Origin of the sequence: Gemmiger sp., from assembly GCF_036306485.1 — a bacterium.
Lineage (GTDB): Bacteria > Bacillota > Clostridia > Oscillospirales > Ruminococcaceae > Gemmiger.
The window spans coordinates 234,056-255,775 of sequence record NZ_JAXJZK010000014.1; the positions used below are offsets into that span (position 1 = coordinate 234,056).

Annotated in this window: 25 protein-coding genes; 15 read left to right on the plus strand and 10 right to left on the minus strand. The window is 60.6% G+C overall.

Annotated features, from left to right (window positions below):
- Positions 1 to 33: 33 nt before the first annotated feature.
- From U0L91_RS02770 to U0L91_RS02790, 5 genes are read left to right on the plus strand one after another with little or no spacing between them, the layout of a single operon-like run.
- Positions 34 to 966, plus strand: a complete 933-nt coding sequence (locus tag U0L91_RS02770) for an alpha/beta fold hydrolase (RefSeq protein ID WP_330044694.1) — start codon at positions 34 to 36, stop codon at positions 964 to 966.
- Between the two features lie 27 nt (positions 967 to 993).
- Entirely contained in the window at positions 994 to 2,478 is a 1,485-nt protein-coding gene (glpK, locus tag U0L91_RS02775) for a glycerol kinase GlpK (RefSeq protein ID WP_330044696.1), read from the plus strand.
- Between the two features lie 33 nt (positions 2,479 to 2,511).
- A complete protein-coding gene (locus U0L91_RS02780) occupies positions 2,512 to 3,945 on the plus strand; it encodes an NAD(P)/FAD-dependent oxidoreductase (protein ID WP_330044698.1) in 1,434 nt (477 codons plus the stop codon).
- A gap of 3 nt (positions 3,946 to 3,948) precedes the next feature.
- The gene (locus U0L91_RS02785; protein WP_330044700.1) at positions 3,949 to 5,202 is read left to right on the plus strand and encodes an NAD(P)/FAD-dependent oxidoreductase; all 1,254 of its coding nucleotides are present in this window, start codon (positions 3,949 to 3,951) and stop codon (positions 5,200 to 5,202) included.
- A 7-nt stretch (positions 5,203 to 5,209) separates the two neighbouring features.
- A complete protein-coding gene (locus U0L91_RS02790) occupies positions 5,210 to 5,572 on the plus strand; it encodes a DUF1667 domain-containing protein (RefSeq protein WP_330044702.1) in 363 nt (120 codons plus the stop codon).
- Between the two features lie 46 nt (positions 5,573 to 5,618).
- On the opposite strand, the gene U0L91_RS02795 is transcribed toward U0L91_RS02790, so the two are convergent.
- The 9 genes from U0L91_RS02795 to U0L91_RS02835 all read right to left on the minus strand — a co-directional run bounded on the left by U0L91_RS02795 (position 5,619) and on the right by U0L91_RS02835 (position 10,765).
- Complete coding sequence (locus U0L91_RS02795; RefSeq protein WP_330044704.1) at positions 5,619 to 5,831, minus strand: zinc ribbon domain-containing protein; 213 nt, start codon at positions 5,829 to 5,831, stop codon at positions 5,619 to 5,621.
- Positions 5,832 to 5,859: 28 nt separating this feature from the next.
- Entirely contained in the window at positions 5,860 to 6,657 is a 798-nt protein-coding gene (locus U0L91_RS02800; protein WP_330044705.1) for a hypothetical protein, read from the minus strand.
- The gene (locus U0L91_RS02805; RefSeq protein WP_330044706.1) at positions 6,651 to 7,349 is read right to left on the minus strand and encodes an ABC transporter ATP-binding protein; all 699 of its coding nucleotides are present in this window, start codon (positions 7,347 to 7,349) and stop codon (positions 6,651 to 6,653) included. Before U0L91_RS02805 ends, U0L91_RS02800 begins: the two co-directional genes overlap by 7 nt.
- Before the next feature lie 3 nt (positions 7,350 to 7,352).
- A complete protein-coding gene (locus U0L91_RS02810; protein ID WP_330044707.1) occupies positions 7,353 to 7,709 on the minus strand; it encodes a GntR family transcriptional regulator in 357 nt (118 codons plus the stop codon).
- Positions 7,710 to 7,943: 234 nt separating this feature from the next.
- On the minus strand, positions 7,944 to 8,951 hold the full coding sequence (locus U0L91_RS02815) for a hypothetical protein (RefSeq protein WP_330044708.1): 1,008 nt from the start codon (positions 8,949 to 8,951) through the stop codon (positions 7,944 to 7,946).
- A complete protein-coding gene (locus U0L91_RS02820; protein WP_330044709.1) occupies positions 8,944 to 9,690 on the minus strand; it encodes an SDR family NAD(P)-dependent oxidoreductase in 747 nt (248 codons plus the stop codon). The genes U0L91_RS02815 and U0L91_RS02820 overlap by 8 nt, the downstream gene beginning before the upstream one ends.
- Before the next feature lie 19 nt (positions 9,691 to 9,709).
- Complete coding sequence (locus tag U0L91_RS02825) at positions 9,710 to 10,126, minus strand: MaoC family dehydratase (RefSeq protein WP_330044710.1); 417 nt, start codon at positions 10,124 to 10,126, stop codon at positions 9,710 to 9,712.
- Between the two features lie 3 nt (positions 10,127 to 10,129).
- Entirely contained in the window at positions 10,130 to 10,372 is a 243-nt protein-coding gene (locus U0L91_RS02830) for an acyl carrier protein (protein WP_330044712.1), read from the minus strand.
- 81 nt (positions 10,373 to 10,453) lie between these two features.
- Positions 10,454 to 10,765, minus strand: coding sequence for a hypothetical protein (locus U0L91_RS02835; protein ID WP_330044714.1), 312 nt, complete (start codon positions 10,763 to 10,765; stop codon positions 10,454 to 10,456).
- Between the two features lie 347 nt (positions 10,766 to 11,112).
- Between U0L91_RS02835 and U0L91_RS02840 the strand changes: the two genes are divergently transcribed.
- The 10 genes from U0L91_RS02840 to U0L91_RS02885 all read left to right on the plus strand — a co-directional run bounded on the left by U0L91_RS02840 (position 11,113) and on the right by U0L91_RS02885 (position 21,330).
- Positions 11,113 to 13,551 carry a transglycosylase domain-containing protein gene (locus U0L91_RS02840; RefSeq protein ID WP_330044715.1) on the plus strand — a complete coding sequence of 813 codons (2,439 nt, stop codon included), beginning with the start codon at positions 11,113 to 11,115 and terminating at the stop codon, positions 13,549 to 13,551.
- A gap of 229 nt (positions 13,552 to 13,780) precedes the next feature.
- Complete coding sequence (locus tag U0L91_RS02845; RefSeq protein WP_330044716.1) at positions 13,781 to 14,209, plus strand: ACT domain-containing protein; 429 nt, start codon at positions 13,781 to 13,783, stop codon at positions 14,207 to 14,209.
- Between the two features lie 84 nt (positions 14,210 to 14,293).
- On the plus strand, positions 14,294 to 15,523 hold the full coding sequence (locus tag U0L91_RS02850) for a homoserine dehydrogenase (RefSeq protein WP_330044717.1): 1,230 nt from the start codon (positions 14,294 to 14,296) through the stop codon (positions 15,521 to 15,523).
- Between the two features lie 33 nt (positions 15,524 to 15,556).
- Positions 15,557 to 16,447, plus strand: coding sequence for a homoserine kinase (thrB, locus tag U0L91_RS02855; protein WP_330044718.1), 891 nt, complete (start codon positions 15,557 to 15,559; stop codon positions 16,445 to 16,447).
- Between the two features lie 18 nt (positions 16,448 to 16,465).
- Positions 16,466 to 17,671, plus strand: coding sequence for an aspartate kinase (locus tag U0L91_RS02860; RefSeq protein ID WP_330044719.1), 1,206 nt, complete (start codon positions 16,466 to 16,468; stop codon positions 17,669 to 17,671).
- Positions 17,672 to 17,847: 176 nt separating this feature from the next.
- Complete coding sequence (locus tag U0L91_RS02865) at positions 17,848 to 18,447, plus strand: VanZ family protein (RefSeq protein WP_330044720.1); 600 nt, start codon at positions 17,848 to 17,850, stop codon at positions 18,445 to 18,447.
- On the plus strand, positions 18,444 to 19,742 hold the full coding sequence (locus tag U0L91_RS02870) for a bifunctional folylpolyglutamate synthase/dihydrofolate synthase (RefSeq protein WP_330044721.1): 1,299 nt from the start codon (positions 18,444 to 18,446) through the stop codon (positions 19,740 to 19,742). The genes U0L91_RS02865 and U0L91_RS02870 overlap by 4 nt, the downstream gene beginning before the upstream one ends.
- Before the next feature lie 108 nt (positions 19,743 to 19,850).
- Positions 19,851 to 20,147 carry an anti-sigma factor antagonist gene (locus U0L91_RS02875; RefSeq protein WP_330044722.1) on the plus strand — a complete coding sequence of 99 codons (297 nt, stop codon included), beginning with the start codon at positions 19,851 to 19,853 and terminating at the stop codon, positions 20,145 to 20,147.
- Between the two features lie 16 nt (positions 20,148 to 20,163).
- Entirely contained in the window at positions 20,164 to 20,595 is a 432-nt protein-coding gene (gene spoIIAB / locus U0L91_RS02880) for an anti-sigma F factor (protein WP_330044723.1), read from the plus strand.
- A 39-nt stretch (positions 20,596 to 20,634) separates the two neighbouring features.
- Positions 20,635 to 21,330 carry a sigma-70 family RNA polymerase sigma factor gene (locus U0L91_RS02885; protein ID WP_330044724.1) on the plus strand — a complete coding sequence of 232 codons (696 nt, stop codon included), beginning with the start codon at positions 20,635 to 20,637 and terminating at the stop codon, positions 21,328 to 21,330.
- 210 nt (positions 21,331 to 21,540) lie between these two features.
- On the opposite strand, the gene U0L91_RS02890 is transcribed toward U0L91_RS02885, so the two are convergent.
- Positions 21,541 to 21,720: hypothetical protein (locus U0L91_RS02890; protein ID WP_330044725.1), on the minus strand; the 180-nt coding region annotated here is incomplete at its 5' end.

Genomic DNA, 21,720 nt, shown 5'->3' on the forward strand with positions numbered 1-21,720 from the left:
TGATGATAAGCCATCTGTAAAGGAGCGTCCGCCATGCCGAACCTGCACTGTGAAACCTTTTCCTTTCCCTCCTCAGACACCGTCCATCGCTGTGCCGCCTTTCTGTACACAAGACCGGATGTGCCGGTGCGGGCCGTTTTGCAGCTCAGCCACGGTATGTGTGAATATGTGCGCCGGTACGAGCCGATGGCCGCTTGGTTTGCGGCGCACGGCATCGCGCTGGCGGGCCATGATCACCTGGGCCATGGGGACACCGCCTCTCCGGGCGAGTACGGCCATTACGGCGTGCCCAACGGACGGCATTATCTGCTGCGCGACCTGCGCATCATGAACGGACTGCTCAAGGAAAAGCTGCCGGAGGTTCCGGTCTTTCTGTACGGTCACAGCATGGGCAGCTTCTATGCCCGCTGGTATGCCGAAACCTGGCCCGAGACCATCCGGGGCCTGATTCTCAGCGGAACCGCAGGGCCGTCCTTTCTCAATACCGTCGGGGAGGGGCTGGCCGCAGCCATCGCCACGGTGCGCGGGGAAACTTATGTCTCCCCGCTGATGGTCCGGCTGAATTTCGGCGGATATTGCAAGCGCATCCCGGGAGCCACCTCGCCGAATGACTGGCTCACACGGGACAAGGCGGTGGTGGAGGCCTATGACCGCGACCCACTGTGCACCTTCCGGTTCACGGTGGGAACCTACCGTGAGATGCTTGCCGTGCTGCGCCATGTGAGTACCCGGCAATGGGCGCGGCGGATTCCCAAAAACCTGCCGGTGCTGCTCCTCTCGGGGGCCGAGGACCCGGTGGGAGACTACGGTGCCGGCGTGCGGCAGGTCTGGACCATGCTGGGCGATGCCGGCGTGGAGGACCTGACCTGTGAAATCTGGGAAGACTGCCGCCATGAACTGCACAACGAGTGCAACCGGGAAGACGTGTTTGCCTATCTTCTGGACTGGCTGCAGGACCGTATATAAACTGAATCCGAAAGGCAGGGACCCCGAGTGAAAAACTATCTGATCGCGCTGGATGAGGGCACCACCAGCTGCCGCGCCATTCTGTTTGACAGCCGGCAGAATATTGTGGGGGTGGCACAGCGAGAATTTACCCAGCACTATCCCCAGCCCGGATGGGTCGAGCATGACCCGATGGAAATTTACAGCTGTCAGTACGGGGTGATGACCGAGGTCATTGCGCGGGCGGGCATCGAGCCTTCTGAGATTGCCGGCATCGGCATCACAAACCAGCGCGAGACGACCGTCGTGTGGGACCGCGCCACCGGCCGCCCCGTCTGCAACGCCATCGTCTGGCAATGCCGGCGCACGGCGCCTCTGGTGGAGGAACTTGTGCAGCGTCTTCCCGCCGAGACAATCCGCGCCAAGACGGGACTGCTGCCCGATGCCTACTATTCCGCCACTAAACTGCGCTGGATTCTTGACCATATCGAAAACGGCCAGGCGCGCGCCGAGGCGGGGGAACTGGCCTTCGGAACGGTGGATTCCTGGCTGATCTACAAGCTGACCGGCGGGGAAGTCCATGTCACCGATGCGACCAATGCCGCCCGGACGATGCTGTACAATATCCATACCCTGTGCTGGGATGAGGAAATCTGTCGGGCGCTCAACATTCCCGCCGTCATGCTGCCGGAAGTCCGGAGCAGCAGCGAAATCTACGGTACCTGCAACCTGGGCGGCGTCGCGGTCCCCATTGCGGGTGCGGCGGGCGACCAGCAGGCGGCGCTGTTCGGGCAGACCTGCTTTGCGCCGGGAGATGTCAAAAATACCTACGGGACAGGCTGCTTCATGCTGATGAATACCGGCCGTCAGGTGTTTGACAGCCGCAACGGCCTGGTTTCCACGATTGCCGTCGATCTCGGCGGTCAGGTGGAATATGCCCTCGAAGGCAGCGTCTTTGTCGGCGGTGCCGTCATCCAGTGGCTGCGGGATGAGCTGGGCCTGATCCGGGAAAGTGCCGACAGTGAATATTTTGCGGGCAAAGTTCCGGACAGTGACGGCGTGTACATTGTGCCGGCCTTCACCGGGCTGGGCGCGCCCTACTGGGATATGTATGCCCGGGGCGCCATCTTCGGGCTGACCCGCGGTGCGGGGCGCAATCACCTGATCCGCGCGGCGCTGGAGTCCATCGCCTACCAGAGCGCGGATGTGCTGTATGCGATGCAGGCCGATACCGGCCTGACCCTTCATGAACTCAAGGTGGACGGCGGTGCCTCGGCCAACGGGCTGCTGATGCAGTTCCAGGCCGACATCACCGGGGTGACGGTCCGCCGCCCGATGATCCGGGAAACCACGGCGCTGGGCGCTGCCTATCTGGCGGGCCTGGCCACCGGTGTCTGGCAGGACCGGGAAGAAATCAAGGCCAGCTGGACGCTGGACCGGCTGTTTACGCCGCAGATGCCTGCCGAAAAGGCGGCCCGGCTCTATGCGGGCTGGAAAGATGCGGTGGAGCGGACCCGCAGCGGCCGGGAGTAAGAGACAGGCGGGAAGAGAGAAGGAGCGTTTCTCATGTATGATGTTGCGATCATCGGCTGCGGCGTGGTCGGCGCAGCGGTTGCCTATGAGCTGGCGCGATACCGTGTTTCGACGGTCATCCTGGAAGCCGAGAACGACGTGGCCGCGGGAACGACCAAGGCCAACAGCGCCATCCTCCATGCCGGCTATGACCCCGAACCCGGCACCCTGATGGCAAAACTGAACGTCCGGGGTGTGGTGATGGCCGAGCAGATCTGCCGGGCGCTGGATGTGCCGCGCCGGCAGTGCGGCAGCCTGGTCCTCGCGTTTGATGATGCGGACCGTGCCCATCTGCAGCGGCTGCTTGAACGGGGCCATGCCAACGGTGTGCCGGGGCTGGAAATTCTCACGGGGGCGCAGGTCCGCGCCCGGGAACCGAATCTCAGCCCTGAGGTGGTGGCGGCCCTGTGGGCGCCGTCGGCCGCCATCGTCAGCCCCTGGGAGTATGCGCTGGCTATGGCGGAGACGGCGGTGCGCAACGGCACAACGCTGCTCCGCAGCGCCCGGGTCACCGCGGCCCGGCAGCTCTCGGAAGGCTGGCAGCTGGACACGACGGCCGGTGCGGTGGAGGCGCGGTTCGTGGTCAATGCAGCGGGCCTCGGAGCCGAAGCGGTTCACAATCTGGCGGCACCGCCCGCCTTCCATACCATTCCCACCCGCGGAGAATATTATCTGCTCGACAAGAGCGAGGGAACACGGGTAGGCTGTACGGTCTTTCCATGCCCCACGCGGGCCGGCAAGGGCGTGCTTGTCACACCGACCGTCCACGGCAACTGCCTGATCGGTCCGACCGCGGAACCCGAGCGCGAACCCAGCACGGCCACCACGGCCCGCGGACTGGAAGCCGTCGCGGCTGCGGCGCGCCGCAGTGTTCCCGGTGTGGACCTGCGCGCGGCCATCCGCAGCTTTGCGGGGGTGCGGGCCGTGACAGATCGCCCGGATTTCATTGTGGAATTTGCCGCACCGGGATTTCTGGATCTCGCCGGCATCAAATCGCCGGGCCTGTCGGCGGCACCCGCGATCGGGGAATACGCGGCCGGACTGCTGGCCGAAGCCGGACTGAGCCTGGCCCGGCGGGACGATTTTATCAATCATCGGCAGCGGCTGCGCTTCCGGGAACTTTCACCGCAGCAGAAAAACGACTGCATCCGCCGCAATGCGGCCTACGGTCGGGTGATCTGCCGCTGCGAGACCGTCACCGAAGGCGAGATCCTGGATTGCCTGCACACACCGATCCCGCCCGTCTCGGTGGACGGCGTCAAACGTCGCGTCAACGCCGGCATGGGCCGGTGCCAGGGCGGTTTCTGCGGGCCGCGGGTCGTTGAGATCCTTTCACGGGAACTCGGTCTTCCGCCCGAAGAAATTTTGCAGGAAAAGGCGGGCAGCCGGATTCTCTTCGGACCGACCAAACAGAGCAGGGAGGAATGACAGATGGCAGACTATCAACTGATTGTGGTCGGCGCGGGCCCGGCGGGGCTGGCGGCGGCCGTCAGCGCCTGGGATGCCGGTCTGCGCCGCATCCTTGTGCTGGAGCGGGACTCGGAACCCGGCGGAATCCTCAACCAGTGTATCCATAACGGGTTTGGCCTGCACCATTTCGGCGAGGAACTCACCGGTCCCGAATATGCCGGCCGCTTTGCAGACCAGCTGGCCCATACCGGCGCCGAGCTGCTTACCGACGCCATGGTCCTTTCGGTCACGGCGGACAAACATGTCCAGTTTGTCCACCGCCGCCGCGGCTTCTGCGATGTGACGGCCGATGCCATCGTCCTGGCCATGGGCTGCCGGGAACGGACCCGCGGTGCGATCGGAACCCCCGGCACCCGTCCGGCGGGTGTCCTCACGGCCGGGGCGGCCCAGCGCTATGTCAACGTCGAAGGCCAGATGCCCGGCAGGCGGGTCGTCATCCTCGGCTCGGGGGATATCGGGCTGATCATGGCCCGCCGGATGACGCTGGAAGGTGCCAAAGTCCTTGCCTGCGTGGAAGTCATGCCCTACTCGGGCGGCCTGATGCGCAATATTGTGCAGTGCCTGCAGGATTACGACATTCCGCTGCTGCTCTCCCACACTGTCACCGAAATTCACGGCGAAAACCGTGTCACCGGCGTCACGGTCTCGCAGGTGGATGAGAACCGCCGCCCCATCCCGGGCACCGAACAGGAATTCGACTGTGATACGCTGCTGCTCTCGGTGGGGCTGGTGCCGGAAAACGAACTGACGCGGGCGGCGGGCATTCCGCTGGATGACCGCACCAAAGGCGCGGTGGTCTACGAAAACCGGGAAACCGAATGCCCCGGCATCTTTGCCTGCGGCAACGTGCTGCAGGTCCATGACCTGGTGGATTATGTGACGGCGGAAAGCGAACTGGCGGGCCGGTCCGCCGCGGCGTATGTGCTGCAGGGCGGAACCTCGGAGACACCATTCCTGACGGTGCACAACGGTGACGGCGTGAGCTATACGGTACCGCAGCGCATCCGCACGGGCACTCCGGGCCCAGTGGAAGTCTTTTTCCGGGTACGGCGCCCGCTCGGACGCAGCGTCATTGAGGTGACCTCCCAAGGGCAACCCATTGCCCGGTTTTCCCGGGACCATCTGGCGCCCGGAGAGATGGAGCAGATCCGGATTCCGGAGGTACTGCTGCACAAAGCCGACGGGGAACTGACCGTCAGCGTGAAAGGGGCGTGAAGAGCAAATGCGTGAACTGGTCTGTATCTGCTGCCCCAAGGGCTGCCGCCTTTCGGTGGATGAACAAGCTGACTATGCGGTCACCGGAAACAGCTGCCCCCGCGGTGCCGAATATGGGCGGGAGGAATGCCGCAATCCCACCCGTGTGGTCACCAGCACAGTGGCCGTCTCGGGCGGAATCTATCCCCGCTGCCCGGTCAAGACCGAAGCACCGGTCCCCAAGCGGCAGATCTTTGCGGTGATGGCAGCGCTGGACGGGCTGGTTGTGCCCGCCCCGGTCGCGCTGGGCCAGAAGATCGTCCGCAATGCGGCTGGAACCGGGGTGGACATTGTGGCCACCCGCAACCTTGGCAAAAAAACAGAGAGATAACAAAAAAACCGGCGCGGAGCCATGCTCCGCGCCGGTTTTTCGATTGTCAGCCGCCCAAGAAGAAATCCAGAACATCCCAGCCCTCGCCGCCGGTCTGGCGGTACAGCTCGGTGTAGCCGCAGTTGCAGCAGCTGATGGTCACGAACTTCTTGTTCTGAACATCAAAGAGTTTGGCAAAGTTGCCGCCGGTCGCCTGCAGACGGTCGGACTCGTACTCGCGGCAGCCGCATTTGGGGCAGACATACGGTCGTTTTTCCATCGGTTCCTCCTACGGTGTGGGCCGTTGTTTACGGCAGATTGAGTTTGTGCGTCAGGAGATACTGGGTAACTGCCCACAGAATAGCATCAATTGCCGCACAAATCAAGAGGCATACACCCAGTATCAGATACAGTGCCAGCGTGGGCTGATCGGCAACCCAGGTATTGAACACAGGGATCAGGGAACTCTTGATGGAGAAAAAGGCGAGAAGGATGACCACCGCAATCGCCGCAATCTGGAGAATGAACGACAGGACGATATAGACAAGGATACTCCCGACAAGGCGCTGCTGGGACCAATGGCTGCCGATGGCAATGCAGAGATAGGCGAACAGGAACCATCCGGCCGCAACCAGCAGCAGAATCACAAACAGCATCAGCATGGCCGGCACAGCCTGAACCGAGGGAAGGCCGAACTCAAAGTTGATATTGATGTCCGAACCGGTCACAACCCGGCCGCAGAGCTGAAGAAAGACCAGGGTCACGGCACTGGAGCAGAGCGCTGCAATCAGTTTGGCGGCAATCTGCTGGGTCATCGTCACCGGGAGCGTCAGCATCAGATAGCCTTCCTGACCCAGCATCCGGTAAAACCGGGCCAGACACAGAATCACGCAGACGATGGCAGCTGCCGCCAGACCCAGCGCTGTCACAACGCTTGTCAGGGACAGGAGAATCCGGAACAGAGGGTTGTCATTGCAGAAAGAAAAGGTATCACTCGCCAGTTTCAGAAGTCTGGTCACCAGGCAGAGCAGCAGCACGCCGGACATCAGCGGCAGCAAGGTCCGGCTGATGCTCCGGAACTCAATTTTCAGCAGTTTTTTCAGCATCGAAATACCTCCCGGAAATATTCATCCACACTCATGCCCTGTTCTTCCCGCAGCTCGTCCACGCCCTGATGGGTCAGGACACAGCCTTCTTTGAGGATGACCACCTCATCCAGGGCCTTTTCAATATCGCCGATCAGATGGGTCGAGAGCATCACCGTGGAATCCTCGCTGTAATTGCGCAGAATGGTGTGCAGAATGTAGTCCCGGGCCGCCGGATCGACGCCGCCCAGCGGTTCGTCGAGCAGATACAGCTTGGCATGGCGGCTCATCACCAGACACAGCTGCAGTTTTTCCTGGGTGCCCTTGCTCATCGCGCCGATGCGCTGCAGATCGTCCAGCTTGAGGTCCCGCAGAATTGTCGCAGCCTTGACCTCGTCAAAATCCGCAAAGAAATCCCGGTAAAGGGCTACGGCGTCGCAGACACGGAATCCGGTCGGCAGGGCCATGCGGTCGGGCAGATACCCGGTCACCGCCTTGGTCTGCGGGCCCGGCTGCCGGCCGCTGATCAGGATCTGGCCCTGTGACGGCATCAGCAGCCCCATGGCACATTTGATCAGCGTCGATTTGCCGGCACCGTTGGGGCCCAGCAGGCCCACCAGTTTGCCGGGGGCCAGCGAAAAGTTCACATCCCGCAGCGCTTCGTGAGATCCGAACCGCTTCTGCAGATGGTTGACGGTAAAAATTGCGTCCACAGATCATTCCTCCTCTTCCAACAGATGCAGGACCTCGTCCTTGGTAAGACCCAGTGCCTCCATCTCTTCCATAAATGCCTTGGCTTGTGCGGCCGCCCGCTGGTGCCGCAGCTCCTTCAGACGGGCAGCATCCGCCGTGACGGTCCGCCCGGCGGTTCGCCGGCTCTCCATCAGTCCGCGCGCTTCCAGCTCCTGCAAAGCGCGCTGCATCGTGTTGGGATTGACTCCCGCCTCGGCGGCCAGTTCCCGTACCGGCGGAACTTTCTCCCCCGGAGGATAAACCCCCGTGATCACGGCAAGTTCCAGCTGTTCCACAAGCTGCAGATACACCGGCCTGCCGGCGGTGATGTTCCAGTCCATGGACTTCCCTCCTTGTATTATTGTATTAAGAGCTTAATACAATAATACAACACTTTCCGGGAAAGTCAAGCCCGTTCGGAAAGTTTTTTCAGAGCAAAACAAAACGCCCTGTGCGCAGCCTGCGAAAAACGCAGACCTCGCACAAGGCGTACTCGTCGGATACTGAACCGGCACAGCCTCGCAGCGGCGGTCACACCGCCTGGCCGCGACCCGGATTTCCTGTCACAGGCATCCTCAGTCACACGGGAGGTTGGGGCGATCCTGATCGCCGTCGGCCTTGAACAGCACAAACTGTTCGGGCTGGTTGGTGAAATAATAATATTCGGTATTTTCCCGCAGCGGCGGCGTCAGATAATTGGGAATGACCGTCCCATCGCCCTCGCGGCGCTCACAGAACCCGGCCGCTGCCCATACTTCCGGCGCAATGCCGGCGTTGTAGCAGTCCATGTATTCGGCCCCGGTATCGCGCAGGATGCCGTCCAGCGCTCCGCCGATGCGGGGCAGCAGGGAATCCGGCCCGATAAAATCCACCAGCCGCACCACAGGCACACAGCCGGTGTCGGCGGCGGGGACGGTGCGGGTGACCGCATAGCCCAGCAGGCGGCCGGCCTCGCAGGCCGCCCACACATCATAGGTGAAGTGCGGATATTCAAAGTAGCGGCGGCGCAGGTACCACAGATCCTTGTGCGGCGTGTGGGGCGTTTCGGGCAGGCCCAGCGCTTCCAGCGCGGCGGCATCGGGCACACGGGTCAGTGCCAGGTCGCGGGTCACCGGCAGTCGGGCCGAATCCTTGCCCGGTACCGCCAGCTCGGTGCCCACGGCAGCCCGGAGCCCGAGTCGGTAGTAGTGCGGCAGGCGCTCGGCCTGCCATCCCAGGAACCGGTAGAGCACACAGGTATTCGCGCGGATGTTGTTGCAGGCCACGACCCGTGCCCCCACCAGACCCGGCAGGGCGTCCATCAGGGAAAGCCCCACGCCGTTGTGGCCCGGCGCGGCGACCCAGACCGAAACCCAGATGTCGGGGTGCTCGTACAGACTGGCAGGCAGATACCCGGCTGCACTCAGATATTGCCCGTCCTGCTCGGCTACGGCAAAGCGGGGAGCGGGCTGTGCTTCATAATAGAATTGATAAAACTCCCGCCGGTTGAGCAGCGGGAGACGCAGATCAAAGTGGGCGTTGATGAACGCTGTGATGGCCGGTCCCTCCCCGGGACGGGCCAGACGAAAGACCGGCTCAGACAATGGCGGACCCTCCCGTGATGGGCAGAGTCACCCCGGTGATGAACCGGGCTTCCTCGCTGAGCAGGAAAGCCATCGCCGGAACCACATCCTCCGGCGTGGCGTTGCGGCCCATCGGATTTTCCTCGGCCGAGGATTTGACAATCAGATCCGGCGTATCCTTCAGGAAATGCGTTTCCATCATGCTGGGCGCCACACAGTTGACCGTCACACCGAACCGGGCATATTCCACGGCCAGACTCTTGACCAGCCCGCCCAGAGCGCTCTTGTTCATCACATAGGCGGCCGTAAACCGCGGCGGACAGCCGATGGTGTAGCTCGTCTGGATGAAGAGCAGCCGCCCGAACTTGGCCTTGGTCATGGCCGGAAGAATGCTCTTGCAGATCTTGATGGCACTGTGAAGCTGAATCTCCCAGTCCTTGAGCACCCGTTCCTCATCAAAGTTCTTGAACTTGACATTCACGACGGGCAGCGCCGGCAGATGCACAAAGTGGGTGGGGGCGGGCGCATCGGCCTGCAGCAGACGGCAGAAGGTCTCCACCTTGGCCGGATCGGACAGATCCACATCATACGGACGGATCTTGCCCGGAAACTCCTGCATCAGCGGTGCGAGTTTGTTCAGGTCCCCGCACCCCTGCGCCAGGATCAGGCGCTCCTCCTGCGGCGCTTCGGTCAGCAGCCGGCGGATGAGCGTGGTGCCCACGTCACTGGTGGCACCGGTAATCAGATAAGTACAGGCCATGGTCAGCCACTTCCTTTGTTTATTTTGCAAGCCCCGCCTTGACGATGCCGCGGGTCACACGTTTGCCGTCCTGATTGGTGATGACGGCCTTGATCTCCGCTTCGGCGACGGCTTCACTCACATTCACGACGGTGCCGGTCACGGTCAGCGTATCCCCGATAAAGATCGGCTTGGCAAACCGACAGTCCACACTGTGGAGCAGACAGTGCTCCCCGGGCAGATAGACACCCGCGAGGGTGGAAAAGAAACTGGCCGCCAGCATGCCGTAGACAACCCGGCCCGGATACCCGCGGCCCCGGGCGTAGTCGGCATCCATATGGATGGGGGAGACATCCCCCGTGATGGCCGCGAACCGGTCCATCATCTCCTCGGTGATCGTGACGGTGAAGCTCTCGGTCAGGCCGGGCTGCATGTCGGCGAGTGTATAATGGTTCATGGCTCAGCCCGCCATCCGTTTGACCAGGTCCAGCAGATCGCCCACATCCTTGAGATTGCGGACATCGGCCAGCTTGAACTTGATGTTGAATTTCTTTTCAATCGCAGTCAGCAGGTTGATCTGCTCCAGGCTGTCCCAGTCCTCAATGTCATCGGCGCAGGTCTCGCGGGTGATCACCAGGCTGTCGTCATCAAAATTGTCGCGGAAGATATCCTGTACGGCTTCCAGAATTTCCTGTTCGGTCATGGAAAACACTCCTTATTGCTAGATTTACAGTCACAGTCTACCATAAATCCCGCCCCAAAACAAGAGAAAAGCTGCAAACCCTCACAGTCCGTAATCCTCCAGCATCCGCTGCAGCTCGGCCTCATCCTGTACGGCGACGCCCCGTTCAAGCGCCAGGGCATCGGATTCGGGCAGCAGCCGGGTATAAATGTCATACTGCGCCAGCGGACCAGTGCCGTCGGCGGCATACAGTGCCACCCGGCCGGCGTTGTCCTTGAGCAGATACTGCGGCTGATCGGGCGCCCGGCGCGCGCTGACGGCAAACCAGACCACCGCCGTCACAATGCACAAAACGGCAAGCGCACCCAGCACGGAAAGATAAATTTTGAATCCCCGGGGCAGATCGTGACGCATGGCAAAGCCCCTCCTTTTGTAAATTTCACAAATAAAAATCGGCGCTCCTGCAACCAGTATTGCCGAAAACACCCGCCCCAAACTTCAAAAAGATGAAATTTCTTTGTGTGCCCCTGTACTTTTGGCAATACTTTGTGATATAATTCAATCTATGATGTTGTGCCATCCCCGGTGACGGGCAACCGGTCACCTGTCTTGCAATATTCCATAAGGAGGCGGTCCCCATAGACCCCAAACAGGAACGGCATCTTTCCATGCAGGGCGCAAAAGGCCCGGAAAATGCCGCAACTTCCGCTCGGAACGGAAAAAAGAAAAAGAAGAACTCCAAAAAACGCAGCATCCCGCGCATGATTCTGCGCGGCATCGGATGTTTTCTGTGCATCTGCGTGATGATGGGCAGCGTTGCCGCCGTGTTCCTGGCCATGTATGTGGTGCAGGTCACCGAGGATCCGGAAGGCAAGCTGGACCTGGACAACCAGAAGCTCAAGCAGACGTCCATCGTCTATGACCGTGATGGCAATGAGGAAAACTATTTCGCCGGTGAGAACAACCGAATCTGGCGTGAGCTTTCCGCGATGCCGGAAGACCTGCAGAATGCGGTCATTGCCATCGAAGACAAGGACTTCATGAATGAGCCCGGCATCAATATCAAACGTACCATCGCGGCTGCTCTCAACGAATTCACCGGCGGCGCCCTGCTGGGTTCCCGTCAGGGTGCATCCACGCTGGAACAGCAGCTCATCAAGAACCTGACCGGCGACGATGAGCAGGACATCATGCGGAAGGTGCGTGAAATCTTCCGTGCCATCGGCCTGTGCAACCGGTACAGCAAGGAAACCATTCTGGAAGCCTACCTCAACACGATCCCGCTGACCGGCACGATCTACGGCATGGAGGCGGGCGCCAACGAGTACTTCGGCAAACACGTCGAGGATCTGACGCTGTCCGAGTGTGCCATCCTGGCATCCATCACCAAGAACCCCAAGCGGTACAATCCGGCGACCAACCCCGAGATGCTCACGGTCCGCCGCAACCATGTGCTGGCCGAGATGCGCAACCAGGGCTATATCACCGAGGAAGAGTGCGCCGCCGCCCAGGCGGAACCCATCACGCTGGCCGAAAGCAAGACGATGACCGAGCGCGTGACCCGCACTTCCAACAACTCGTATTTTGACGATGCCTTGTTTGAGGATGTGGTGCAGGCCATCATGGAAAAAGAGGGCTGCACGCAATCCGAAGCACAGGAGATCATCTTCTCGGACGGCCTGCGGATTTACTCCACGCTGGACCAGACGGCCCAGAACGCCATGGAGGAGATCATGCTCAACGAGGATACCGGTGACGGGGAACTGTTCCCGGCCCTGTGGCATGAGGAAGCGGTGGATTCTTCCATCCCCGTCGGCAGTGAAATCACCTACGATGAAGAGAACCGCCCGCTGAACCCGGATGGCAGCTCGGTATTCTCCTCGGACGATGTCCCGGTCTACTCCGATGAGGAGACCGGTACCTACAAGACCGGCAAGACGGATGACGGACAGTATATCCAGTTCTATGAGTCGGTCCGCACCCAGGCGGCCATGTGCTCCATCAGTATGGAGGACGGCCACCGCGGTGAGGTTGTCGCCATTGTGGGCGGCCTGGGCGAAAAGACGGTGGACCGCGGCACCAACCGCGCCACCATCCCGCATCAGACCGGTTCCACCATGAAGCCCATCGCCGCGTACTGCCTGGCGCTGGACAGCCATATCATCAACTATTCCCGCCCGATCGCGGACGCCCCGTACTACCTCAAGAGCGACCATAAGGTCCTGAACACCGATTACTGCCTCAAGCTGGGACTCTCCACCGATGCCTCCAATGCGGCCAACCAGGCCCGCGACGATGTCTGGCGTGACTGGCCCACCAACTACGGCGGTGCCGGCGGCAACGGCGAAAACATGCTCGTCTACGACGCGCTGCGCCGTTCCTACAACACCGTTGCAGTCTGGATCGGCTCCTATGTCGGCGCCGAGGAAATGTTCACCTTTGCCCACGATACGCTGAACTGCACGCATCTTGACCCCGAAACCGACGTCGATCTGGCACCTATGGTTCTGGGCTCCCAGAGCCAGGGCCTGACGCTGGTCGAGCTGGCCGGTGCCTATCAGATCTTCAACGACGGCAAGTTCACGACGCCGCACTTCTGGACCGAGATCTATGACTCGGACGGCAACCTCTATCTGGATAACTCCCAGCGGGTCACCACCGTCCAGGCCATCGATCCTTCCACGGCGACCATCATGAACCGCCTGCTCAGCAACCTCTGGGTGTCGCCCGGTACGGCTGCCGGCATGAAGCCGGATGTCAACGGAATCGATACCGTCGGTAAGACCGGTACGACTTCGGACTTCAAGGATTACACCTTCTGCGGTCTGTCTCCGTATTACTGCACCGCTGTCTGGTGGGGCTATGACAAACCGTACAGCATGTACAATGTCAATGGCAGCTCGCTGGGCAACTCCGGCAAACCGACGCAGCGTGCCTTCAAGCAGTTCATGGAAGCGGCGCAGGCCGACAAGGCGTACAAGGCGTTCTACTTTGATGACAACGTCAAGGAATACCAGTTCAATACCACCACGGGTGCGCTGGTCTCGAGCGGCGGCATGACCGGTTATTATACCGACGATAACCTGCCCGACAGCAGCTACGCATCCACCACCGAACCCACAACCGGAACCCTCGACCCTGCAACGCAGGCGGTGGAGGACTCCGCCAACCAGAGCGGAGACATCCCTTGGGCCGGTTGATCCCGTCATGATCCAAACACCTTGTCCGCCATATGCGGGCAAGGTGTTTTTCTATAAAATACAATGTCCATCACCGGCAATCGGCCGAAAACCGCCCGGCGCTTGCGGTTGACCGCTGTGCATCCTGCCCAAAAACCGCTCCTTCTGCCGAAACCTCTTGCATCCTTCCGAGGGTTGTGGTATGATAATCTCTGTCACAAAAACAACTGTGTTCAGGAGGGAAACAACTGTGGCTGAGCGACGTTTTTTGCTGGTGGACAGTTCCGTTCTGCCGGATGTGTTCCTCAAGGTGCTGCAAGCAAAGGAACTGCTGGCTTCGGGAAGTGTCACCAGCATTTCCACAGCAGCACGGCAGGCGGGCATCTCCCGCAGTGCTTTTTATAAGTACAAGGACTTCGTCTTTGACGCCGAAACCGGACGGGAGGCCATCACGGTGATTGCCACCTTGCTGGATAAGACCGGTGCTTTGCAGAGTCTGCTCACCGGCATCTCGGCGGCGGGCGCCTCGGTGGTCACGATCACCCAGTCCCGGCCGGAAAACGGCACGGCACAGGTGGAGCTGACGGTCCGGACCGGCACGATGCAGATGACGGTCGAGGAAATGCTTGTCAAACTGGCGCGGCAGCCTTATGTGGTGGAAGTACACCGCGGCACCTGAGTTTTGCAGCGGCATTTCGCAGATACGGTGCATAGAATAAGCGGGGACCGGTGACGGGCCCGGCAGAACAGGGGAGAGAAGACAATGGCGAAAATTGCAATCATGGGATTTGGAACGGTCGGCAGCGGTGTGCTGGAAGTCTGCCGCCGCAATGCGGCATCCATTGCACGGCGCGCCGGGGAGCCCGTGGAGGTCAAGTATATTCTTGACGTGCGGGATTTTTCCGACTCACCCGACGCGGCGCTTTTTACCAAGGATCTGGATGTCATTCTGGCAGATCCGGAAATCCGTGTGGTGGTCGAGACGATCGGCGGCACACGGTTTGCCTATCCCTATGTGCGGCGCTGCCTCGAAAGCGGGCGCAGCGTCTGCACCTCCAACAAGGAGATGGTCGCCACCTACGGCGCCGAGCTGCTTGCCCTGGCGCGGGAGCACGGCGTGGCCTTCCTGTTTGAAGCCAGCGTCGGCGGCGGCACGCCGATCATCACCCCGATGCATCAGTGCCTGGCCGCCAACCATATCAGTGAGATTCAGGGCATTGTCAACGGCACCACCAACTTCATGCTGACCAAGATGAAGCGGGAAGGCATGGATTTCGCCGCAGCCCTCAAGATTGCCCAGCAGCTGGGCTATGCCGAGACCAAGGACCCCGGCGACGACGTGGACGGCCGGGATGCCTGCCGCAAGATCGCCATTCTGGGCAGCCTGGCCTGCGGTCATCATCTCTACCCCGACAACATTCCCACCCGCGGCATCCGGGACATCACCCCGGAGGACATCGAAGCCGCCGAAAAGCTGGACTGTGCCGTCAAGCTCATCGCCTGGTACCGGGAAAAGCCCGACAACGGCGTGGCAGCGGGGGTGGAGCCGATGCTGGTGCCCAATTCCAACCAGCTGGCCGGCGTCAATGATGTTTTCAACGCGGTGCTCATGAAGGGCGATATGCTGGGCGATGTGGTCTTTTACGGCAAGGGCGCGGGCAAACTGCCCACCGCCAGCGCCGTGGTGGCCGATGTCATCGATGCGCTCAAGGAAGGCAGCAAGGTTCATGACAGCCTGTTCTGGAAACCGGCGGAAAAGCTGGACGGAATGCTCAGCGACGACACCCCCTGCGCCTGCTATATCCGCACTTCCGGCGTGCCGGCCGCCATGCTGTCCAGCGTGGCCGGTCCCGGAACCCTGGTCAGCGACCATGGCGATACGGCGGCCTATCTGATCCGCTCGGCATCGCCGGCCGATCTGGCGCTTGTCAAGGAAAAACTGAGCGTCCTGGGCGGGACCCTTTCGCTGGTCCTCCGGATGCTGTCGGAATAACCGCGGATCTGCCCGGAAGGAGAGTCAAACATCATGGTTACCGTAACCGTACCTGCCACCAGCGCCAACGTGGGCGCCGGATTTGACAGCCTGGGCCTGGCCCTCTCGATGCACAACGTCTTTACCTTTGAGGAGTGCGACCGCATCCGCATCTCCTCAGTGGATGGCACCCACGTTCCCACCGGTGCGAACAACCTCGTGTACCGCAGTGCCCGGGCCGTCTATGACCAGCTCGGCATTCCGCTGCGCGGCCTGCGCATTACCCAGCGCAACGACATCCCCATGGCCCGCGGCCTCGGTTCCAGTTCGGCCTGTATTGTAGCGGGAATTCTCGGCGCCAACGCGCTGCTGGGCAACAAGCTCACCAGCCGCCAGATGCTGACCCTGTCCACGGCCATTGAAGGCCATCCCGACAATGTCGCCCCCGCCATGCTCGGCGGCTTCGTGACCAGCGTCTTTGACGAGGGTCAGGTGTACAGCGTCAAGAAAAACATTGATGAACAGCTGGCGTTTGCCGCTTTCGTCCCGGATTTCCGGCTGCTGACCTCCAAGGCGCGCGCCGCGCTGCCCGCGATGGTCAGCCATAAGGATGCCGTGTACAATCTGTCGCGGGCGGCACTGGCGACGGCTGCCTTCTGCGACGGCGATTACAGCCTGCTCGGCGTGGCCACCAAGGACTCGCTGCACCAGAAATACCGTCTGCCCCTCATTGACGGCGGGGAAGAGATGGTGGAACTGGCGCAGGACCTGGGCGCGCTTGCGGTCTATATCTCGGGAGCCGGTCCCACCATTATGGCCGTGGTTCCGCGCGATGATGAGGAGTTCTTCGACAATGCCCGGGAACTTCTGCCGCAGAGTGAAAAACTGAAGCATTTTACCGTTTACCGCCTGCTTCCCGACAACGTGGGCGCGACGGTGGAATAATGAGGGAGGAATACTTGTATGGGTCTTATCGTACAAAAATTTGGCGGTACATCAGTCCGTGACCGCAGCCGCATCTTCAATGTGGCGCGGATCGTCGCCAACACCCGCAACCAGGGCAACGACGTGGTCGTCGTGGTCTCGGCCCAGGGCGACACCACCGACGATCTGATTGCCAAGGCGGCCGAGATCACCAGCGATCCGTCCCACCGCGAGATGGATATGCTGCTCTCCACCGGTGAGCAGATCTCCATTGCGCTTCTCACGATGGCACTGCAGGAGATCGGTGTCTCGGCCATCAGCCTGACCGGCTGGCAGGCCGGCTTTGCCACCGACCGTGCCTATACCAAGGCGCGCATCAAACGCCTGAACACCGAGCGTGTCGAGAGTGAACTGGCCCGCAACCGTGTGGTGGTCGTGGCCGGTTTCCAGGGCCTCAACCGTTCGGACGACATCACCACCCTGGGCCGCGGCGGCAGCGATACCTCCGCCGTGGCGCTGGCCGCGGCGCTGCATGCGGACCGCTGCCAGATCTTCACCGACGTGGAAGGCGTTTATACCGCCGATCCCCGCAAAATTCCCAAAGCCACCCGCCTGAAGGAAATCACCTTTGACGAGATGCTGGAACTGGCATCCCTGGGCGCACAGGTGCTCAACAACCGCAGTGTGGAACTTGCCAAAAAATACGGCGTCGAGCTGGAAGTTCTGTCCAGCATGAATCCGGTGCCCGGTACCATTGTTAAGGAGGAAACGAAAGTGGAAGGTATGCTGATCAAAGGCGTCGCCAAGGATGAGGACGTCGCCGTCATCTCGATTCTCGGAGTCCCCGATGTGCCCGGAATGTCCTTCAAGGTCTTCAGCTTGCTGGCACAGAAGAACATCAATGTGGACATCATCCTGCAGTCTTCCGGCCGTGACCAGTGCAAGGACGTGATTTTCACCTGCCCCAAGGGTGAATCGGAATCCGCTCTCACGGTGCTCAACGCCAGCAAGAGCCGTTTCGGCGGCGGGGAAGTCACCATCAACCGTGACGTTGCCAAGGTCAGTGTGGTTGGTGCCGGTATGCAGAGCCACCCCGGCGTTGCGTCCACGATGTTTGAGGCGCTGTATAACCAGAACATCAACATTCATATGATCTCCACCAGCGAGATCAAGATCAGCGTCATCATCGACAAGGCGGACGCCGACAAGGCCGTCGCCGCCATCCACGACGCATTCATTCAGTAAACGACCGCGATGCGATCCTGCAACAGCCCCCGCCCGACCCGCGGGGGCTGTTGCCATCCCTTGACGGGGATGCTATAATCAGGTTGACGCCGGGCCAGGTCCCGGCAGCAGAACATTCCGCGGATGGCCGCGCACCCTGCGGCGGTCCGTTCCGGATTCCGTTGAGTGAGGTAGCCATGGAATACAACGAACATAAAACTAGCCCCTGGCTGATTGCATTCCGGGTGCTTTTTACGGCGGCCCTGATCGCCTGTATCATCTTCATCTTCCGCAACTCGCTGCAGGAAGGCAGCATTTCCTCAGCCCGCAGCCATGCCGTCATGCAGAAGATTAACCAGCTGCTGGGCTATGTGAACCTGGGACCGTTCTCGGAACATGTCGTGCGCAAACTCGCACATTTTGCAGAATTCCTTCTCGAAGGCTTTCTGCTCATGCTCTGCCTGCGGGTCTACACCCGACATTTTGTCCGGCATGTCAGCTGGCCGCTGCTCGGCGGCCTGGCCACAGCCCTGACCGATGAAACGATCCAGCTCCGAATTGCGGGGCGCAGCTCCTCGGTGGTGGATGTCTGGATTGACTTCTCCGGTGTGATTGTCGGACTGTTTGTTGCCCTTCTGCTGCTTCTGATCGTGCGCGGCATCACGGCGTTTTATGCCGTCAAGACCGAAAACCGCCGCCTGCGTGCCGAGCTCGAGGAACTGCTCCGCCAACAGCGGGAAGACCGTATTGATCTTGACGACCGCCCCCAACACCCTGACAGGAGGGAAATTCTATGACAGAACAACAGGCCATTGAGGCCCTTCACAGCCTGCCGCGTCTGCCGGGCAGCGGCGCGGCACTGACCCGCATGCAGGCATTGCTCGATCATCTCGGCAATCCCGAGCGGGATCTGAAATGTATTCATATCGCCGGAACCAACGGCAAGGGAACCCTTGCCGCCATGACGGCTTCCATTCTCAAACAGGCTGGCTACAAGACCGGCCTGACGATCAGCCCCTATGTCCTGGAATTCCGGGAACGGTTCCAGATCAACGGGGAACTGATCCCTCCCGAAACGCTGGGCGAACTGACCGAGGAGGTACTGGATGCCGCCGACGCCATCCGTGCCGAAGGCGGGGAAGGCCCGGTGGAATTTGAGGCGGTCACGGCGGTGGCCATGCTCTGGTTTGCACGCGAGAAGTGCGATTTTGTTGTGCTCGAAACCGGTCTTGGCGGCCGGTATGATGCGACCAACGTCATTCCCGCCCCGCTGGTGGCAGCCATCACCCGGATCGGGCTGGACCATACCGAACTGCTGGGGGATACCCTTGCCGAAATCGCGGCCGAGAAAGCCGGCATCATCAAGGAAGGCTGCGCGGTCATCTGCTATCCCGAACAGCCCGAGGAAGCCATGGGCCCGCTGCTGACGGCGGCGGCTGACGCCCATACTTCGCTGATTGTGCCGGACCCGGAGGATCTGCAGCATCTGCGCTGCCGCCCGCTCGAAAATTATATTGATTACGGCGGGTATCGCGTCATGCTGCCGTTCCCCGGCAAGCATCAGGCGAACCATGCGGCGATGGCGGTGGAGATCGCCCTGACGCTGTGGCGCAATTACGGATATGAGATCTCCGATGAGGCGATTGAGGCTGGTCTGCGGGAAGCCCGTATGCCGGCGCGTATCGAGATTCTCCAGCGTCATCCTCTGTTGCTGCTGGACGGCTGCCACAATGCGGACGGTACGGCGGCGCTGGCTTCGACACTGTCCGAAGCCGGATACGAGGGCAACCTTGTGGGCGTGATCGGCCTGCTGCGGGACAAGAACCACGAAAAAATGCTGGAAAACCTTGCGCCCTGCTTTGAAAAGGTGTTCACGGTCACGCTGGACAACCCCCGCACGATGACGGCGGAGGACCTTCAGGCCGAGGCCAAGTTCCATATGGATGCCGAGGCGGAACCCGACGTGGCCAAGGCCATCCGGAAAGCCATCCGCTATTCCGACGATCACAACCTTGCGGGCGTGGTGGTCTGCGGCAGCCTGTACCTGGCCGCACAGGCCCGGCCGCTTCTTTTGCAGCTCGCAGAAAACTGAATCAGCCGGTTTCGGCAAAATCCGCATCCAAAGCTCTGTATACTGGGGACAAACCCGGTATACAGGGCTTTTTTCTTATATGAATTGGTAAAGAAGGTGGACAACCCCTTGGCAAATGTATGCTTTGTGCCGGCCGGCGGCACGCTGGCGGCGTATCTGACCGGCGAGATCGACCATCATGCAGCCCAGTCCCTTCGCCGGGAGATTGACGCGCAGGTGGATGCCAGAATGCCGGAACTGCTGACGATGGACTTTTCCGGCGTAACGTTCATGGATTCTTCGGGCGTCGGGCTGATTCTCGGTCGGGGCCGCCACATGAGCAGCCTGGGCGGGCGGCTAACTGTACAGAACGCACCCGCAGCCGTTCGCCGGATGCTCGATCTGGCGCGTATCCATTATGTATGATCGGGGGATCTCACAGATGAAAATGCTCAATCAGGTCAAGTTTACCTTTGTCAGCCGCAGCGTCAACGAGAGCTTTGCCCGCGCGGCGCTGGCGGCCTTTCTGGCCCAGGCGGACCCCACCGTGCCGCAGCTTGCTGACATCAAGACGGCTGTCTCGGAGGCAGTGACCAACTGCATTGTCCATGCCTATCCGGATTCGGTCGGGCCCATCACGATGACGGCAGCCCTGTGCGAAGGCGGAACGGTCCGGATCACCGTTACTGACCGGGGCATCGGCATCGCGGATGTGGCCAAAGCCATGGAACCGATGTACACCACCGGCAATCCCGATGAACGCGCGGGTCTTGGCTTTGCGGTCATGCAGAGCTTCATGGACAGGGTGCGGGTCTCCTCCACGCCTGGCCGGGGAACCCGTGTCACGATGACCAAACATCTCGACACCAAATGATTGCCCTCCTTACATATTCTATCAAAGGAGGCTGCCGCTATGACGACACCCAATCCGACCGCCTTGTTTTCCACTTTGCCCCGGGGCGAGTTCATCCAGCGCAATCTGGGCCTGGTACATTCCTGCGCCGGACGCTTCACAGGGCGCGGAATCGAATATGAGGAACTCTATTCGGCCGGATGCCTGGGTCTGGTCAAGGCGTGTGACGGATTTGATCCGGAACGCGGCGTCTGCTTCTCCACCTATGCAGTTCCGGTTATCCTCGGGGAGATCAAAAAGCTGTTTCGGGATGGCGGGACCGTCAAGGTCAGCCGTTCCATCAAGGAGCTTGGCCTCAAGGTTGCCGCGGAGCGGGAGAGAGTCCTCAAGCGGACCGGCAATGAACCGAGTCTGACAGAATTGGCTGAGAAACTGGGGGTAACGCCGGAACAGGTGGCCGTATCCATCCAGGCGTCCATGCCGGTTGTTTCTCTGACACCGGTGGATCAGGAGGACGGGCAAAAGGAATGGGACGTTCCGGTGGATTCGCCGGAGGAGGCACTGGCAGAGCGTATCGGCCTGGATGAAGTGATGTCGCGACTGGAGGATAAGGACCGCCTGTTGATCCGGCTTCGGTTTTTCGGAGGAAAGACCCAGAGCGAGACGGCCAGGGTACTGCATACCACACAGGTGCAGATCTCCCGGCGGGAACGGAAAATCCTCAAATGGATGCGTCAGGAACTGACGGGAGAGTGATCTTACCAGGAGATGCTGTCAAATATTCTACAATTTCCGACAAAAACTAGTGGAATTGCTAAAAGTGTGACTTTTTGTAAAATAAGGCTTGACGGAAACTTTACCTTGTGCTATTATAATCTCACTCGATCCGACACGGACGGGTTCACATCAAAGGGTTTGAAAAAAGTTCAAAAAAGTGCTTGACAAACCGAAAGCGATGTGATAAAATCAAAAAGCTGTCGCAAAGACAGCGAGCCGCTGAAAAGAGCTCAAAAAAATATCAAAAAAGTGCTTGACAAAGCAAACACGATTTGATATAATAAATGAGCTGTCCGGGACACCGGCAGCGGTCACAGGACCTTGAAAATTGAACAATACTGAAACTTGTGGAACCTTAATCGTGATGGA

Excerpts from the sequence above, each read along its gene's own strand:
- U0L91_RS02770 (WP_330044694.1), top strand. The coding sequence starts at position 34 with ATGCCGAACCTGCACTGTGAAACCTTTTCCTTTCCCTCCTCAGACACC.
- U0L91_RS02780 (WP_330044698.1), top strand. The coding sequence starts at position 2,512 with ATGTATGATGTTGCGATCATCGGCTGCGGCGTGGTCGGCGCAGCGGTT.
- U0L91_RS02785 (WP_330044700.1), top strand. The coding sequence starts at position 3,949 with ATGGCAGACTATCAACTGATTGTGGTCGGCGCGGGCCCGGCGGGGCTG.
- U0L91_RS02790 (WP_330044702.1), top strand. The coding sequence starts at position 5,210 with ATGCGTGAACTGGTCTGTATCTGCTGCCCCAAGGGCTGCCGCCTTTCG.
- U0L91_RS02795 (WP_330044704.1), bottom strand. The coding sequence starts at position 5,831 with ATGGAAAAACGACCGTATGTCTGCCCCAAATGCGGCTGCCGCGAGTAC.
- U0L91_RS02800 (WP_330044705.1), bottom strand. The coding sequence starts at position 6,657 with ATGCTGAAAAAACTGCTGAAAATTGAGTTCCGGAGCATCAGCCGGACC.
- U0L91_RS02810 (WP_330044707.1), bottom strand. The coding sequence starts at position 7,709 with ATGGACTGGAACATCACCGCCGGCAGGCCGGTGTATCTGCAGCTTGTG.
- U0L91_RS02820 (WP_330044709.1), bottom strand. The coding sequence starts at position 9,690 with ATGGCCTGTACTTATCTGATTACCGGTGCCACCAGTGACGTGGGCACC.
- U0L91_RS02825 (WP_330044710.1), bottom strand. The coding sequence starts at position 10,126 with ATGAACCATTATACACTCGCCGACATGCAGCCCGGCCTGACCGAGAGC.
- U0L91_RS02830 (WP_330044712.1), bottom strand. The coding sequence starts at position 10,372 with ATGACCGAACAGGAAATTCTGGAAGCCGTACAGGATATCTTCCGCGAC.
- U0L91_RS02835 (WP_330044714.1), bottom strand. The coding sequence starts at position 10,765 with ATGCGTCACGATCTGCCCCGGGGATTCAAAATTTATCTTTCCGTGCTG.
- U0L91_RS02840 (WP_330044715.1), top strand. The coding sequence starts at position 11,113 with ATGATTCTGCGCGGCATCGGATGTTTTCTGTGCATCTGCGTGATGATG.
- U0L91_RS02850 (WP_330044717.1), top strand. The coding sequence starts at position 14,294 with ATGGCGAAAATTGCAATCATGGGATTTGGAACGGTCGGCAGCGGTGTG.
- thrB (WP_330044718.1), top strand. The coding sequence starts at position 15,557 with ATGGTTACCGTAACCGTACCTGCCACCAGCGCCAACGTGGGCGCCGGA.
- U0L91_RS02860 (WP_330044719.1), top strand. The coding sequence starts at position 16,466 with ATGGGTCTTATCGTACAAAAATTTGGCGGTACATCAGTCCGTGACCGC.
- U0L91_RS02865 (WP_330044720.1), top strand. The coding sequence starts at position 17,848 with ATGGAATACAACGAACATAAAACTAGCCCCTGGCTGATTGCATTCCGG.
- U0L91_RS02870 (WP_330044721.1), top strand. The coding sequence starts at position 18,444 with ATGACAGAACAACAGGCCATTGAGGCCCTTCACAGCCTGCCGCGTCTG.
- spoIIAB (WP_330044723.1), top strand. The coding sequence starts at position 20,164 with ATGAAAATGCTCAATCAGGTCAAGTTTACCTTTGTCAGCCGCAGCGTC.
- U0L91_RS02885 (WP_330044724.1), top strand. The coding sequence starts at position 20,635 with ATGACGACACCCAATCCGACCGCCTTGTTTTCCACTTTGCCCCGGGGC.